Origin of the sequence: Shewanella ulleungensis, from assembly GCF_014648315.1 — a bacterium.
Taxonomy (GTDB): domain Bacteria; phylum Pseudomonadota; class Gammaproteobacteria; order Enterobacterales; family Shewanellaceae; genus Shewanella; species Shewanella ulleungensis.
Genome location: NZ_BMQW01000003.1, coordinates 331,339 through 348,335, shown reverse-complemented (window position 1 = coordinate 348,335; position 16,997 = coordinate 331,339). Strand labels below are relative to the sequence as shown.

13 protein-coding genes are annotated in these 16,997 nt (G+C 40.4%); 7 read left to right on the top strand and 6 right to left on the bottom strand.

Going from position 1 to position 16,997, the window contains the following annotated elements; all coding sequences use genetic code 11:
- Positions 1-18: 18 nt before the first annotated feature.
- The gene (gene yegD / locus IEY40_RS08280; protein WP_188955077.1) at positions 19-1,425 is read right to left on the bottom strand and encodes a molecular chaperone; all 1,407 of its coding nucleotides are present in this window, start codon (positions 1,423-1,425) and stop codon (positions 19-21) included.
- Between the two features lie 228 nt (positions 1,426-1,653).
- Here yegD and ppk1 point away from each other — a divergent pair, with 228 nt between their 5' ends.
- A complete protein-coding gene (gene ppk1, locus IEY40_RS08275) occupies positions 1,654-3,804 on the top strand; it encodes a polyphosphate kinase 1 (RefSeq protein ID WP_188955076.1) in 2,151 nt (716 codons plus the stop codon).
- Between the two features lie 6 nt (positions 3,805-3,810).
- Positions 3,811-5,298, top strand: a complete 1,488-nt coding sequence (locus tag IEY40_RS08270) for a Ppx/GppA phosphatase family protein (RefSeq protein WP_229777051.1) — start codon at positions 3,811-3,813, stop codon at positions 5,296-5,298.
- 47 nt (positions 5,299-5,345) lie between these two features.
- Here the strand turns inward: IEY40_RS08270 and trhO are convergent, their stop codons facing one another.
- Positions 5,346-6,362, bottom strand: coding sequence for an oxygen-dependent tRNA uridine(34) hydroxylase TrhO (trhO, locus tag IEY40_RS08265; protein ID WP_188955073.1), 1,017 nt, complete (start codon positions 6,360-6,362; stop codon positions 5,346-5,348).
- Positions 6,363-6,582: 220 nt separating this feature from the next.
- On the opposite strand from trhO, the gene IEY40_RS08260 reads away from it, so the two are divergent.
- Positions 6,583-7,272, top strand: a complete 690-nt coding sequence (locus IEY40_RS08260; RefSeq protein WP_188955071.1) for a glutathione S-transferase — start codon at positions 6,583-6,585, stop codon at positions 7,270-7,272.
- Between the two features lie 215 nt (positions 7,273-7,487).
- On the top strand, positions 7,488-7,688 hold the full coding sequence (locus IEY40_RS08255; protein ID WP_188955069.1) for a hypothetical protein: 201 nt from the start codon (positions 7,488-7,490) through the stop codon (positions 7,686-7,688).
- Positions 7,689-7,918: 230 nt separating this feature from the next.
- On the opposite strand, the gene IEY40_RS08250 is transcribed toward IEY40_RS08255, so the two are convergent.
- Complete coding sequence (locus IEY40_RS08250) at positions 7,919-8,827, bottom strand: LysR family transcriptional regulator (RefSeq protein WP_188955067.1); 909 nt, start codon at positions 8,825-8,827, stop codon at positions 7,919-7,921.
- A 236-nt stretch (positions 8,828-9,063) separates the two neighbouring features.
- Between IEY40_RS08250 and IEY40_RS08245 the strand changes: the two genes are divergently transcribed.
- The 3 genes from IEY40_RS08245 to IEY40_RS20180 all read left to right on the top strand — a co-directional run bounded on the left by IEY40_RS08245 (position 9,064) and on the right by IEY40_RS20180 (position 14,111).
- Positions 9,064-9,741, top strand: a complete 678-nt coding sequence (locus tag IEY40_RS08245; protein ID WP_188955065.1) for a glutathione S-transferase family protein — start codon at positions 9,064-9,066, stop codon at positions 9,739-9,741.
- A 139-nt stretch (positions 9,742-9,880) separates the two neighbouring features.
- A complete protein-coding gene (locus IEY40_RS08240) occupies positions 9,881-11,008 on the top strand; it encodes a zinc-binding dehydrogenase (protein WP_188955064.1) in 1,128 nt (375 codons plus the stop codon).
- Positions 11,009-11,783: 775 nt separating this feature from the next.
- Positions 11,784-14,111 (top strand): Lcl domain-containing protein, encoded by a 2,328-nt coding sequence (locus IEY40_RS20180; RefSeq protein WP_229777050.1) that lies wholly within the window; start codon positions 11,784-11,786, stop codon positions 14,109-14,111.
- Positions 14,112-14,802: 691 nt separating this feature from the next.
- Here the strand turns inward: IEY40_RS20180 and IEY40_RS08225 are convergent.
- The 3 genes from IEY40_RS08225 to IEY40_RS08215 form a co-directional block, all read right to left on the bottom strand.
- Positions 14,803-15,351 carry an NAD(P)H nitroreductase gene (locus IEY40_RS08225; RefSeq protein WP_188955062.1) on the bottom strand — a complete coding sequence of 183 codons (549 nt, stop codon included), beginning with the start codon at positions 15,349-15,351 and terminating at the stop codon, positions 14,803-14,805.
- Between the two features lie 100 nt (positions 15,352-15,451).
- Complete coding sequence (locus IEY40_RS08220) at positions 15,452-16,045, bottom strand: HvfX family Cu-binding RiPP maturation protein (protein WP_188955060.1); 594 nt, start codon at positions 16,043-16,045, stop codon at positions 15,452-15,454.
- 92 nt (positions 16,046-16,137) lie between these two features.
- Positions 16,138-16,983: a DUF6279 family lipoprotein gene (locus IEY40_RS08215; RefSeq protein ID WP_188955058.1), complete on the bottom strand. Its 846-nt coding sequence runs from the start codon at positions 16,981-16,983 to the stop codon at positions 16,138-16,140.
- Positions 16,984-16,997: the final 14 nt, after the last annotated feature.

The following is a 16,997-nucleotide window of genomic DNA, read 5'->3' as shown; positions in this document are numbered from 1 at the left end:
GCATAGTATTGACTCTATTTAGTTAAATGCATATTGGGCACAACGAGTTAACCCAGCCGTTACCGAACCAAAGTGATCACCCACCACGACTTTAGCTGACGGATAAACACTGGCTATTTTTTGGTAAATCGCCGGACTACGAGCTGTACCACCAGTAACATAAACAATATCAGGACTGCTTGGCAAAGCGCAATCTTGTTGTTGTGCTTGAGCTGTTGCCGTTTGCATCGCTTGCTTCATTAAGGCTTCGACTTTGGCGAGTGGATCACTAATGGCTTGTTCAAACTGAGTAGCAGTTAAGGTAACAAACAAGTCTTTTTCAATAAAATCAAGTAAGCACTGAGTGCTATCAGCGTCAGACAAACTGATTTTGGCCGCTTCAGCCTGGCGCACCACTTGGTAGCTCATTTGATTTTTTTGAACCGTTTGTAAGCGTTTTAGTAGAAGCGGGTGTTCAGCGTCTTTTATCATCGACTCAACCAATTTACGCGACGCTAAGCTTACAAAATCGCGCTGGGCACTAATATCGTTAACCGACACCGCATTCCAAAAAGGTGCTCTTGGCATAGGTTTGCCATTAGTCATTAAGCTATCAGCGCCAAAACTCGGCATTAAGCCTGTCATGGCCAGCGCGATATCTAAATCATTACCTCCAATACGTTGGCCAGAATGGCCTAAACAATCTTGAGTGCGATCGGTATTGTTACTGTGCGAAGGCCCCATGGTCACCACAGAACAATCTGTTGTACCACCGCCCACATCAACAACCAATACGGTATTATCACTGTCTAGCGTTGACTCAAAATCCATTCCTGCAGCTAACGGTTCAAACAAGAATGTCACATCACTAAAACCAGCGCGCGATGCGGCAAGGCGCAAGATGGTTTCAGCTTGTTGGTTACTGTCTTCACCGCCTATGCCTTGAAAGTTCACCGGCCGGCCAATTACAGCATGAGTTGATGGAGACAATGATTTTTGTTGAAGCGCTTTATCCGCCAACGTTTTCACGTGTTGCATCATTAAAGTGACGATGTCTTCAAACAAGCCTATCTGATCTGGACGCAGGCCGTTGGCGCCTAAAAATGATTTTGGCGAACGAACATAAAACCCTTCTTCGGGCATTTCTAGGTATGCATCAATGGCGGCTTGACCGACAAATACGGCTTGCTCATTGGGTAATAAATCTAATTCATGGCGCATTTGCTTAGCGCGCATTAATTGTGAACTGCGAATATGAGAATATTCCGCTTTTAAGCTTTCAGGTAATCCTTGGTATACCGCTTCAGCAATTAACTCTCGGTCCATGGCATATAAGGTTGAAGGCATAAAATCCGAGTGCGTCGATAAAGGCAGTAAGGTTACCGCATCGTCAATCATTACCCCTATTGCACAGTTGGCACTGCCATAATCAAATCCAACAAACATTGGCTTACCTTCAGTCGTCTAATCGAAAAAAGCGCTCAAAATAACACACTTGTGGCGCTTGCTAAACCATTTATACGGCTTTTATCACTGTTTTGCTCAAGCCGAATAAATAAATCTGTCACAACAATCACATAATATGTTCGGCAACTTAAATTATCTCTAACGAGATAAAGCATAAACTAGGTTGTCTCGGATCTGTAACAGCCTATTTCGTTGATAGGACAAGCAATGTCATCTGTTAATAATGCGCTATTTATCGATAAAGAATTATCATGGTTATCTTTTAATGAACGAGTGCTACAAGAAGCCTATGACAAACACGTACCATTAATTGAACGAGTCCGGTTTTTAGGCATTTTTTCGAGCAATATGGATGAGTTTTTTAAAGTCCGAGTTGCCTCAGTCCGAAGAGCAACCTTACTGTCGAGTTTATCTGATGCACCATGTACAAGCCGTGTTTTACTGAGACAAATTCAACAAAAAGTCATTGATTTACAAGAACGATTTGATGCCATTTACCTTGAACTGATGAAAGAACTCGTTCGTTGTAATATATTTTTAGTCAATGAGTTACAACTGCATGAGTTTCATAGTCACTGGTTACGTAAATACTTTAATGACAACTTAATGCGCCACATTGCCCCTTTTGTGCTAACAAAACACAGTGAGTTGATTAAAAACATCAATGACGATGCCACTTATTTATGTGTTTGTTTACATCAGGGGGAGAATAAGCAATACGCCTTTGTCGAAGTACCAACAGCTAATATACCCCGCTTTATTGAACTACCATCACAACGCAAAACCAAGATTAAACATCTGATATTATTAGACAATATTATTAGACATTGTATCGATCAATTGTTTAAACCATTTTTTGAATATGATCACATAGAAGTCTTTTCAATGAAAATGACTCGAGATGCTGAGTTTGATATTTCAGTTGAGTTAGAAAAAACACAGTTAGAACAGATGTCTAACGGCTTAAAAAAACGTTTGCGAGCTCAACCTGTTAGGCTGGTGTTCGACCGTGAAATGCCAGAGCATATGCTTAACACATTGAAAAAACAGTTAAACATTAGCTCCACAGAATGCCTTATTCCTGGAGGGCGATACCATAGTTTTAAAGACTTTATAAACTTCCCGAATCTTGGGCGAAAGAAGTTGCTAAACGATAAATTGCCAGCATTGAGCAGTGTTAAATTTAACGCTTGCGCCAACAACTTTGCAGCCATTCGCCAACACGATATTCTGTTAAATTATCCGTACCATAAGTTTTCTCATTTTACCGAGTTAGTAAGACAAGCGGCCTACGATCCCGAGGTGACAGCGATAAAAATCAATTTATACCGCGTGGCTAAAAATAGTCACATTATGCAATCATTAATTGATGCAGTTAAAAACGGTAAACGAGTTACCGCCGTTATTGAACTGCTGGCACGCTTTGACGAACAATCAAATATCGACTGGACCGTTCGCTTAACCGAGGCTGGCGTAAAAGTGCATCATGGGATACCTAGCTTAAAAGTCCACTCAAAGCTTTGTCTCATCAGCCGTAAAGAAGGCAGTGAAACTGTGCTTTATGCTCATATCGGTTCGGGTAACTTTAACGAAGGTACTGCACGTTTTTACACTGACTTTTCATTATTTACTGCCGACCAAAACATCACCCAAGAAGTTAAACAAGTATTCGACCTACTAAAGCGTCCTTACCATAAAGACAACTTTGAGCACCTCATTGTATCGCCTTTTAATTCTCGCCAACGTTGGTTAGCGCTGATCGATGATGAAATAAGTGCGGCCAAGCAAAAAAAGCCTGCTGTAATTACGCTTAAAATTAATAACTTGGTTGATGAGATCATGGTCAATAAGCTTTATGAAGCCTCTCAAGCTGGCGTAAAGATTAAACTGCTTATTCGAGGCATGTGCAGTTTACTACCGCAAGTTAAAGGCATGAGCGACAATATTGAAGTGATGAGTATTGTCGACCGTTTTTTAGAGCACTCTCGAGTGATGCAGTTTTATGCTAACGGTGAAGAAAAAATCTATATAGGCTCATCCGATTGGATGACGCGAAATCTTGATGAACGTATTGAGGTCTGTACACCAATTTATGATGTTGAACTGAAACAAATGATCACTGATATTTTGCAGATCCAATTCAGTGACAATACTAAGTCGCGCATTATTGACCCTTTACAACAAAACCATTACAAATCCAGAGGCAATAAACGAAAAGTACGCAGCCAGATTGCTATTCATCATTATTTATCCCAATATGAAACCAAACAAGCTCAAAGAATTAACGAAATTAGTGCCGATAAAATAACGGAAATAAAATCCGAATGGCTTGAGCAACCACAACAGAAAAAGGCTTAATATCACGTGTCATCTTCTGAACAATCATTACATTTTGTTGCGATTGATATGGGCTCAAATAGCTTTCATTTGGTTATTGCTCGCGAGCAACATGGCAGCATTCAAATACTGCATAAAGAAAAACGTCAAGTGCAACTAGCCAAAGGATTACGAGCTAACGGCTCATTAGACGATGATGCTATTGAGCGTGGCTTGGCATGCTTAACCGAGTTTAATCAACGGTTTTCAGATTTAGAACAAACCCGGGTAAGATTGGTTGCCACTCATACTTTGCGCGTAGCAACTAATTGCCATCAATTTATCAAAGCTGCGCTTGATATCATTCCCTATCCTATAGAAATAGTTTCAGGTCACGAAGAAGCGCGCCTAATCTACAATGGCATAATGCACAGCCAAACCTTAACCGAGCAAAACCTGGTGATTGATATTGGTGGTGGGTCAACCGAAGTCATCGTAGGTAAAGCTACCTCAACCTCACATTTAGCCAGTTTAAAATGTGGTTGTGTTAGTTATCAGCAGCGCTTTTTTTATGATGGGGCACTGACTAAAGATAACTTCAAAGCTGCGCAAAGTGCCGCAGACAAACAGTTTTCTCAACTCAGCAATGCTTATTTTAAATCGTCGTGGCAACTTGTATTAGGTAGCTCAGGTACCGTTAAAGCCATAGCTGAAGCATTACAATGCTTAACCGGTTCTCAACAGAGTTTAACCTTAAATAATTTAAAAACCTTAAAGCACTATCTTATGGGTGTTGGCCACATCGATAATATTAAACTTGATAATCTCGACCCCAAACGAATCTCCCTATTGGCTCCCGGCCTGAGTATTTTGATTAGTTTTTTTAAACGCTTATCCATCAATGAAATGCAGGTGGCGCAAGGGGCTTTACGCGAGGGAGTGTTATATGAACTGTCGCAAATTGAACAGTTTAAAGGGGTAAAACAACGCACAGTGAGTAGCTTGGCACAGCTTTACCATATCGATCCAATACAAGCGGCCAATGTTACAGCATCTATCGACCATTTATTTTCGCAAGTCGCTACACAATGGCACATTAGTGAATATCAATGGCTACTCAACGATGCTGCAATGCTACATGAAATAGGAATTCAGATTAATTCGCGCGCCCATCAGAAGCACGGCGGCTACATTATTCAAAACAGTGATTTACCAGGGTTTAATCAATTACAACAGCAGTTACTCGCATTACTCGTCGCGAATCAGCGTAAACGGATTAATATTGCGGCAATAAGTGAACTTAATGATGACGAACAAACATTATTGATTCGATTATTAGTCATTTTTAGGTTGGCAATGGTGATGAATTTGGGGCGGATAAGTAACAGCATCGAACCGATTAACCTTACAGTCGATGAACAAACCGTTACATTATCCTTAGCTGGTGACCAACGCCTGCAAAATGATTTGCTGTGTCGAGATTTAGCTCAAGAGCAGAAAAAACTGGCAATACTAGGAATTAGTTTACGATTTTAATACAGCCCAATCAATCTTGACTGGGCTAACAATAGTACTGGCTAAGCTTATTTACTATTCACTTTCTCTTGGGCTTTGCGCTGCGCTTCTTTTTGCTGGCGGCGAGCTTCAATCACTTGATTAACATCGCTGCCAATGTGCGCTTCGCCACGCTGTAATGCTAATTGCACTTGGCGTTCACGTTCAATAAAGCGTTGACGCTGCTCATCTGGGATTTTATCGATACAATGCGGGCAACTCACACCTTGCACATAAGCTTCGGTTTGTTTTTCGGCTTCGGTAATCGGCATACGACATGCATTGCATTGATCATATTGGCCTTTTTCTAAGCTATGATTAACCGCAACGCGATTATCAAACACAAAACACTCACCTTCCCACATGCTTTGCTCTTGTTCAACTTCTTCAAGATACTTTAAAATGCCGCCCTCAAGGTGATACACCTCATCAAAGCCCTGCTCTTTTAAGTAAGCCGTTGATTTTTCGCAGCGAATACCACCAGTACAAAACATCGCCACTTTTTTATGCTTGGCAGGATCAAGGTTCTGCTTTACGTATTCAGGAAACTCACGAAAGGTTTCAGTGACTGGGTTAACCGCATTTTTAAAGGTACCAATTTTCACTTCGTAATCATTACGAGTATCAACCAAAATGACATCAGGATCTGAAATCAGCGCGTTCCAATCCTTAGGCTTAACATAAGTACCTACCACTTTACGCGGATCAATACCTTCAACGCCCATGGTGACGATTTCTTTTTTAAGCTTCACTTTGGTGCGATAAAATGGCATTTCAGTGTCAAACGACACTTTAGTCACGATATGATCTAACCCAGGTTGTGTGCCTAACCAAGCGAGTAAGTTATCGATACCTTGTTGTGTACTCGCAACCGTACCGTTAATACCTTCTTGGGCCAGTAATAATGTACCTTTAACTTCGTTTTGCTCCATTACAGACAATAAAGGCTGACGGATAGACTCAAAATGAGGTAAAGAAACAAACTTATAAAGGGCGCAAACAACCACTTTAATTGAAGATGTTTGGTCTTGATTAGTGTCGTGCATACTATATAACTCCGCTGGCTGGAACTTAATTTCCAGTGCATATAAGGCTAACGCAACGTGCGCTTACTCAAAAAAACGGCGGAAAGTATACCCAAATCACAATTGAAACACACTCATAAATTCGATCTGTCATCAAATTAGCTTTAAACTGTCTGCGCAATGGGCCGCAGTATGACCTCATTCCTTACTCAATGTTTTTGTTACTTATAGAAGTTGCTTTATGAATTCAGCTATTTTGTATACATTTCGTCGTTGTCCTTATGCCATGCGTGCTCGCATCGGCTTGCATTTAAGCCAGTTAAACCCTACCGTGCGTGAAATTGAACTTAAAAATAAACCTGATGAGATGCTGGCGGTGTCAGCAAAAGGAACTGTACCGGTTTTAATCACAGCAGATGGAAGTGTAATAGCTGAGAGCATTGAAATTATGCAGTTTGCGCTAACACAACATCCAGATCTAACCTCCCCCTGGTTAAGTCCAAATGCCTACCAAACATTACTTGATTGGGTGTCGAGCCCCCAAACTACTGCGCTCATAAATGCAAACGATCATGACTTTAAACCGTGGTTAGACAAGTATAAATATGCAGATAGATTTCCCGAGCAAAGCCAGACATGGTACAGACAACAGGCTGAGCAGTTTATTCAACTATTGGAACAAGAGCTACAGAAACAACCTTATGATTACAGATACTTATGTACTCATACTCCAACGTTAGCGGACTTTGCGATTTTTCCGTTTATTCGTCAGTTTGCCAATGTTGAACCTCAATGGTTTAACGCATTACCCTACCCAAATGTGAGCCAATGGTTGAACAACTTGATCAATAGCCCGCTCTTTTTAGCTGTCATGCAAAAGTATTCTTTGTGGTTACCAGAGAGAAACATGATGAAGCTCAAATATTCATAATAACAAAATGTAAAAGTCATACCTTTGTGTAAAAATGAAAAAATTATGAATATTTAGTAGTTTACTGACTATTATTCTGTTTAGTTTTACAGTAAATTATGGGTGTAAGAATGAATAGCAGTATTGAAAGCGGATTTTCGATAATTTTTCTGCAACTTTTAAATTTAAGCTTACACTTAAATTAACGTCATTGCTGTAATGCAAAGGAACATGACATGAACAATATGGATATTACATTAGTCTTTATGCTTATCGCATTATTGATACTACATATTCACTTTTGCTATCGGGCATTTACCTCGAAAGCACATATCAAAAATGCCCAACGCATCTTATGGTCAATGCTCAGTTTATTAATGGGCCCACTAGGGTATTACGTCTACCAAAACCTTATACCACTTGAGTTTTACGAATAGCACTATTTAAAACATGATTCTTTAGCGCTATGCTCAACGGCCTCAACCTTTGTATCTTTATGAGACTAAATCAAGATGCAAACGCTTTATATGGCTGTCTTATCAATGAACTCATCGATACCGTGCCAACTTGATAAATGGAAAACGGTATACAAGACATCATAACGACAATGATTAACTCATTTATTTACATACTTGGCTAATATCTCCCCTGCAAATCGCACGTTTCTTTAACGCCCATTTATTTTTATTTTTTCAACTAAAAAGTCGACTGCAACTTTTACTTTTGGTACTAAATAACGTTGTTTTTGATACAACAAATACACTGCCATATCAGAATGTTGAGTGATGGCTAACTCATGCTCAAACTTAAGTTCTACCAACTTACCAGACTGTAGGTAAGACGCCAATGCCCACCGAGTAGACATTAAAATACCTTCGCCATCACAAGCCTTTTTTGCTAACCAGGGGCCGTTATTTGAAATTGCTACCGCTGGCCCTGAGACATCATGCCATTGACCATGCATATGACATAACCAAGGTGTTGGCCCTGTTGGCGCTTTAAAATACAGGCCGTTATGTTGCGTTAACTCCATGACATTGTTTGGTATGCCGTGTTTGTCTATATAACCAGGAGACGCGACAGGAATAAAACCATTGTCCATTAACCTTATCGCTAACACACGTTCATTGGGCGCATAACCACCGCGAATGGCAATATCGACATCGTCACGTCCAAGTGTCGATAATTCATCACTTAAACTGACATCCAATACAATTTGAGGGTATAACTCACTGAGTTCATCTAACAAAGGAAGCAATATTTTTTCACCAAAGCCCACCATCGAACTAATCCGCAAACGTCCCATAGGCGTTGTTTGGTAACTACGAACCGTTTCATGGCTTTGCGTTAACTGATTCAATATTTGTTGAACATCATTGTAATAAATCTGCCCTACTTCGGTCAGTTTAACCATTCGGGTCGAGCGCTTTAATAATGTGGCCCCCAAGCTCTTTTCTAAATCAGCAACCCGTCTCGACAACGATGATGGCGGCACATTAAACGCACTCGCCGCTTTGGTAAAACTGCCTGTTTCGACCACTTTGCTAAAATACCGCATCGCTCGTAGTTGATCCAACTCACTTCTCCCTAAATGAATAGTTAGTATTGTGGTTTTATTCTCCCCTTATTGTTGTCTTAAAAGCAATAGTGATTAGCATTTCCTCGTATATATAACCCAATTAAAACCCGTAATAATGGTGTTAACTTAAACATTGCAACCTTAACCCTGTTGCAGCATGTTAAATACAAGGACCTTAATTGCCTCATGGGGAATTAATAACAACCTTCACGTTAATGATGGACGACTAACTTATGATTACTTTGCACGGTTTTGCCGCTAGCAACTATTACAACCTAGTGAAACATGTATTGTTGTTTAAACAACTACCATTTAAAGAAAACCTTATCTACGGTGGTAGTGAAGAATTGCTGGCCATTAGCCCCGCTGGCAAAGTACCTGTTATCACAACGCCTCAAGGTCAGTATCTATCTGAGTCTAGTGTTATCTGTGATTTTATCGAAGAGACCAACCCTACCATTCCGCTGTATCCTGAAAATGCAGAGGAACGTGCTGTTGTACGTCAAATCATGAAAATGGCAGAGTTGTATTTTGAACTGCCTAGCAGACGGCTAATACCTTATGTATTTTCAGGTACCGAAATACCTGAGTCAGTTAAAACAGAAGTGCGCCAAGTATTAACCCGTGGGGTTACAGGCTTAAGTCGCTTGTGTCAGTTTTCACCCTGGATTGCTGGTGAACAATTCACCATGGCTGATATATATGTTTATTACGTCAACACCATAGTTAACGCTTTTGGTTCTAGCCAACTTAACTGGGATGTACTTGCAGAGGTACCGGGCATGAAACAGTGGAACGATGCTATGAGCAAAACCGTTATTGCCCAACAGGTTGAAGCAGATCGACTCGCAAACATGCCCGAATTTATGCAAAAAGTAAAAGCACAAATCCAAGCAGCGAACGCTGGGTAACATTTGTATAAACCAATTTACCATTACGATAAACCATCAATACTAATACGTTGTCTTACATTCAACGACGAAAAGAACATGACCAATAAAAAAACGATATTAGTTTAAAGTACTCATTAATTTGCCGGAGAAAATCTAAATGACAAATACCAATATTCAACTAACTTCATTAATCAGCGAAGATAATAAATTAACACTTGCTTTAAAAAACATCGATATACCACAACCTAGTGCCGATGAGGTGGTTATTCGTATTGAAGCCGCGCCATTAAACCCGTCAGATTTAGCCGTTTTGTTTAGCGTTGCAGATATGTCTAGTGCGATACAAGCAGGCACAGAACAAAGCCCAGTGATTACTGCGGATGTGCCTGCTAAGTTTATGCCTGCAGTTAAAGCTCGTGTAGGCAAAGCCATTCCGGTTGGCAATGAAGGGGCAGGAACTGTTGTCGCAGCGGGTTCATCGCCTGCAGCGCAAGCATTAATGGGTAAAACGGTTGCTGTTATTGGCGGCGGCACCTATCGTCAGTATCTTTGTGCCAATGTGCAAAGTTGCTTAGCATTAAAACAAGGCACTACGGCTAAAGAAGGCGCATCTTCTTTTGTTAATCCGCTCACAGCATTAGCAATGGTTGAAACTATGCGCGCTGAGGGCCATAAAGCCATCATCCATGCAGCAGCAGCGTCTAACCTTGGCCAAATGTTAAACCGCATTTGTATTGCCGATGGCGTCGATTTAATTAACATCGTTCGTAAAGCGGAGCAAGAAACGCTACTACGAGATATGGGCGCCAAATATGTTGTTAACTCAAGCAGTGATAGTTTCCTTGCCGACTTAACCGCTGCCATAATTGAAACCGGTGCAACGATTGCGTTTGACCCCATTGGCGGCGGTAAATTAACCAGTGATATTCTTAACTGTATGGAAGTCGCTGCATCGCGTGATATGAAAGAGCACAGTGTTTATGGCTCAGACACTTTTAAACAAGTATACATTTATGGCGCATTAGATCGTGGCCCGATTACACTCAATCGTAACTTCGGCTTTGCTTGGGGTGTTAATGGATTTTTATTATTCAATGCGCTAGGTAAATTAGGTACTAAAACGGTTATGGCAATGCGTCAACGTGTTGCAGATGAAATTACCACCACATTTGCAAGTCACTACACCCATGAAGTGTCACTGGCAGAAGTATTACAATTACAATCAATGGCGGGTTATTCTAAACAAGCTACCGGTGAGAAATACTTAATTACACCGCAAAAGTAGCTAACTATCAAAGCTATAACCAATTAACAAGTTGATTGCAAAATTAAAAAAAAGCAGATGCTGATTACGGTATCTGCTTTTTATTTACCTGTTTAGAGATGTGGCCTGCAGCCACAAAAGATTCAATCGCAAGGTTCCCCCCTGCACGGACGCAAAAGGGCCTATTGACTGGTGGTGTTTCGAATCTCATCGCCATACAGTTAAAAATTAACGGTATGTCCACCTCTAGACAGTAAAGATGCACTCAGACCATATTTAGTGTTTCATACCGATTACACAGTTCATATCGTCTTGAATAATCCGACATATATCTTCAACAAGAACAACTTATTATTAGTCGTTTTAAAAAGAACTAAAACAATTAAAACTACAAGCCATTGTTTAAAAAATCTAGCAAGTAGCTCATCCAAAAAGCTGACTCTACGAATAATAATCATGCTGCAATTTTTATCATTGGTACAAGCCTTAATTTCCATATCAGTTAGTATCCTCTTACAGCCCCCTTCCTATATCCGTGTATATGTAGCACGCATAATTACCTCACAACCCAATGATTACGAAAAATTATTACTTAAATGCAAATCACATCGTGATGCAGCTAAGTGGTTAGATTCGATAATCGAAATCATTTATGTAACATTGTTAAAGTTAAGTAAATTATATTTTAATTGGTTTTGTAGTCAGTATATTAACTCCCTACGAAGCAATGATGATGAATCTATTTACCTTAATACGTCGTCATGACTCCCTTCCAATAGACATAAAAAGGGTTTTTATGAAAAAGATGATACTTGGGCTTTTTATGTTCATTTCATTAATAGCTGTTTCTGCTCATGCAGCCGATCAACTGACGGCCACGATTATTGGCTCTGGTTCTCCTATTTATAATGAAAACCGTGCGAGTGCTAGTACCTTAGTTTCAGCCGGAAACTCTCATATACTGGTTGATATGGGTAATGGAACCCAAGCCAATTTGTCTAAGCTCGGCTTCGACATTCGTGATATTTCAAGCCTATTTATTACTCATCATCATCTTGATCATAACGAAGAGTTTGTTCCCATATTAATTCGACTGTTATTGGGGCGAAATGACTTCACCATTGTTGGCCCTCCCAATACCGAAAAGCTGACAGAAACAAACTTGGAATTGTATGACGCAGATATTGCATATCGATTAGGAAAAACTCAAAGAACCCTTGCCGATCGCATCAAGGCTTATGATGTAACCGATATACAAGGTGGAGAATCGTTTAAGATCGGTGATATACAAGTCACTACACTTCAGGTTCCACATACCATACATACTGTTGCCTATCGCTTTGACTACAATGGTCAATCGATTGTCATTACTGGGGATCTTACTTATTCAGAAGCACTCCCTACTCTAGCGAGAAATGCAGATTATATGATCATCGATTCTGGCGGCATGGTAATGATTGGTGGACGTAAGAAAAACACCAATAAAGGCGCTAAAAGCGATAACAAAAATGGTGGTAATAAGAAAACCCGCGCTCATCTTAATTTGAACGATTCAAGTACACTCGCCCAAAAAGCCAATGTCAAAAATCTTGTTTATACCCACTTTACTGCTGGAGAAATAGATACCGCAGCGAGCTTAAAAGAAATCCGTAAAAATTACAGTGGTAATGTTATTTTCGGTAAAGATTTGATGGTCGCTAATACTGAGGCGAAGCCAAGCCTAACCACTACATCACAAAAGGTAGCAAGCTACCCAATAGTAGACACCGGACAGAGAATATCCTACAACAATAATGCAGTGATATCATTACCTGACAATGCCAATACATTTTTTGGTCAGGATGCTAATTATAGTACTAATCCCCCCTCTTATACCGACAATAACAATGACACTATTACCGATAATGTTACCGGGTTAATCTGGCAAAAGCAGATGGGTGAGAAACTTAGCTATGAACAAGCATTACTCAAAATAAACAGCTTTAAATTAGCAGGTCATGGTGACTGGCGTATTCCTACCATTAAAGAGCTCTATTCTTTGATCCAATTTTCAGGCAGCGTTAAAGGACAAAAAGCGCTCACCCCGTTTATCGACACCCGTTTCTTCAATCAACCCCTTGGTAATACCAAAGCTGGTGAGCGAGAGATTGATGCTCAAACATGGTCTAGTACAGAGTACGTCGGCAAAACAATGAAAAATGACGATACCGTTTTTGGAGTAAATTTTGTTGATGGTCGTATTAAAGGTTACCCTAAATTTAACCCTCGTACTCAAGAGCCTAATAAAATGTACTTTAGGTTTGTTAGGGGCAACGAAGCCTATGGCAAAAACAACCTCATTGATAATAATGATGGCACCATCACTGATTTAGCGACCGGTTTAACCTGGCAACAAACAGACAGCAACAAAGGTTTGAATTGGCAAGAAGCACTACATTACTCAGAAAACCTAACGTTAGCAGGCCACAGCGATTGGCGTTTACCGAATGCAAAGGAGTTACAAAGTATTGTGGATTACACTCGCTCACCTGACACCTCTAATTCAGCAGCTATCGACCCTATTTTCTATACATCATCAATAACGAATGAAGCAGGCGAAAAAGATTACCCTTATTATTGGAGTTCAACCACTCATCTTGACGGGCAAGTGCCCGAATCGGGAGCGGTTTACGTGGCTTTTGGTAAAGCTCTAGGCGAAATGCGTGGTAACACAATGGATGTCCATGGTGCGGGATCTCAGCGCAGCGACCCTAAAACCGGTAAAGCGATGTCGCGTGGGCCACAAGGCGATTATATTCGTGTCGAAAACTATGTGCGCAGTGTAAGAGGTGGACATGTTGAATTGGTCGCTCAAATAAATACACCACCAAAGACTAAACAGGTAAACGAATATACGACGAGTACCGACAGCCAGACTCGTTTAACAACACAAACTCAACACAATAATATAAACAGTACTCAAGGCAATAAATTCATTCATCGCTTTGATAAAGATGGCGATGGTAAAGTATCGACTTCTGAATTTCAGGCCGGCATAAAGCGTTTCAATCATTTAGATAAAAATAAAGACGGTTACATCTCGGCAAATGAAGCGCCAACAGGACCACCGAATAAGCCTCAATAACAGATTTTTGAGACACTAACTTGTTTGATAAACAAAGGACTTGAAAGCATATGGTAAAACTGGGGCCTGTTAAACTCATTATGTAATACTCATCATGTTTCAGATCCGGCTTGTAATGGGTTTGGTTTAGGCTGAACTTAAAGAAATTGAAGCCAATGACGTAACGCCAGTATCAAACAAGGCAAGCTTTTGTGCTCCAGAAAAGGGGGGGAACGAGTCTTTACATTTTACGCATTCCCCCTTTCGGCTAGCCACGATAGGACTTAAGAAGTGTCATTCTTTGCCTTGTGGGGAATGCGAACGTGTTGAGTTAGGTGTTATAAGTATCTAACTAGTATTTTGGTGCGAATTTAAGTGAATGACTTACAGTACTTGCATTAAAGTAAGTTTATTGCTTTACCAAGCGCATAACTTTCAACATTGGAATCCAAATGCAAAGTAAAAGTACTATTACTGGTAAATATAAATTCATGATTGTATCGGCATTAATATCATAATTATTATTGCCTATTCCAGCGTTGAGCAAAAGCATGACCATCGCAGTTGAAGTAAGAGCATAGGGATAAAACACCCCTCCATTTTGCTTCGTTATTGCCTCGACTTTTATCCATTTCGCCTCCCCTTTATGTCGATAATGCATGACAGAGGCAAACGCTATTGCCTCTAATCTAAGATTATTGCCTTATGGCACTTATAAATAACGCGCAAATTGCTGACCACTTTTTAATGGTTTTGTGGGTGCCACCACGGCTGGGGTGCCAACATATAAAAAACCGACAATTTGGTCTTCTGCCGCTAATCCCAGTGCGTTATTTACATCAGCATTAAATGCAAAATCACCACTGCGCCACACAGCACCAATGCCTAATGCAAATGCCGCTTGTTGCATTGCCATAGTGGCGCAACCTGCTGCGATGTGCTGCTCAATAGCCGGCACTTTGTCATGCTGTTGCGTTTTGGCTACAACGGTGATTACCATCGGAGCACGATATGGCATATTACCAGCTTTAGTTATCATGGCCTCATCTGCACCCTGTGCTTTGGCGGCGGCAACAAAAATATCGGCCAGTTTTGCTAAACCCTCATCGACCGCAATGATAAATTCCCAGGGAGTTAGCGCGCCGTGATCGGGCACTCTTGCGCCAGCATCAAGTAAAAATGCCAGTTGTTCTGCATTTGGCGCTGGGGCCACAAGACGTGGGGTCGATTGGCGGGTCAATAACAATTCTTTTGCGTCCAAGATCACAATCCTTTAAAAAAATGATGTGGTCGATATTAACAAAAATCCCACCAGTTTGGTGGGATTAATTGATGCGATTTAATCAACCGAGTTAATAAAATTACTTGAGTAAGCGACGGCTAATAAAATAATCCACACTGGTGTAACGCCCACCACCTATTACGAATAATGCTAACAACATAAATAAGTAAGTAATGGCAAACTCAATCCCATTATTTAAAATGACAAAATTACCTGAACTAGTAAGCCATTCGTAATTACCGTGTTGTTGTAAAATAGACTTTGCCGCGGCTAATTTTTCTGCTGAGGCAATCACGTTCTCGTTCGCTAACCATGAACTAGCATCGGCAATCGCTAACCAGCCATTAGGTAAATGCACCGCAAACGCAGCAACCAGCATAGTGACCATCATAGGTAATGCTACTAATCTAGTGGCTAAACCGATTAATAATAAAAAACCGCCAATAAGCTCTGTTCCGGCCGCTAATGCTGTCATCACCTCAGGCATAGGTAAACCTAAACCCCAATCAGGATTGCCAAACCAAGCAGCAGTGTCTTCGAAATGCGACAATTTATTGTATCCTGCTTGCATTAATACAGGTGCGAGATAAAGCCTTAACGCCAAAGCGGCTAAGCCTTCTGAATGTTTAATAGCTTGTAGAATTTTTTGATATAATCCGATTAACGCCTGCATAAATACTGAGTCCTAAATGTGTAGTGAATTAAGAGACCTGCTCTAACACCGAAATATTTCAGCTTGCGCTTATTAATCTAGATGACGTTCAGTTATTTATCTAGGTGCAGCTCGGTTAAATCGTTGACAAGTTCATTTAATTTACTGTTAAAATGCTTTCGTTGTTTGTCAGTAAATGTTTGGTTTAATGCTATCAACATCACTCCAAACTTATGGGTATTGACGTCAACATTGTCTCGATACACTGACGATTTAAGCTCATCAGGTGCAGTGAGTAAACGGGTCATTTGTGCCGCAAAGTAGTCTGTCTCATTTCGGCGTAATAAGGCTTGTTCAAATTGTCGCAACCATTCATGACGATATTCCAACCACATATCTAAGGTGGTTAGTCGCTCAGTGTTAGCTTGGTGAATAATCTGTTTTTGTGCTTCACTAATACTGCCAGTCCATTCCTTTAACCGTTTTTCGATACGTTTATCAGAATCTTTTACTAACTCTGCTTGCTCTTTACCTGCATATTCCTCGATGAGTTCTTTTTGTTCTTTTTTTAACTGAGTTAACACTTGTTGAACTTGTTTGTCATCAAAGCTGCCAATAATGGGCAGTAGTTCTGGCATCACAACGTTAAAAATACGATACCAGTGTGCTTTTGCCATAGTGACTTGCTGTTGCCACAGCTCTGGTGTTAATGAATAGTCATTGGCTTGTGTTGATAATAGCGTTAATTGATCGCGGTAACGTGGTAACTCTTCTTGTCGATGCCATACTAAAAACTGTTCCACAACGTGATCAAACTTATTTTGCTGATCACGGTTTAAGTCAACATATTCTTCGACTTCCCACTCAATAGCCCAATCGAGGAAAAAATAACTCACCTTGGTTGAGCAGCCAACAAAGAAAATCGTACAGCACAATAACAACAACAGTTTTTTGGTCACAATTGATCCCTCAA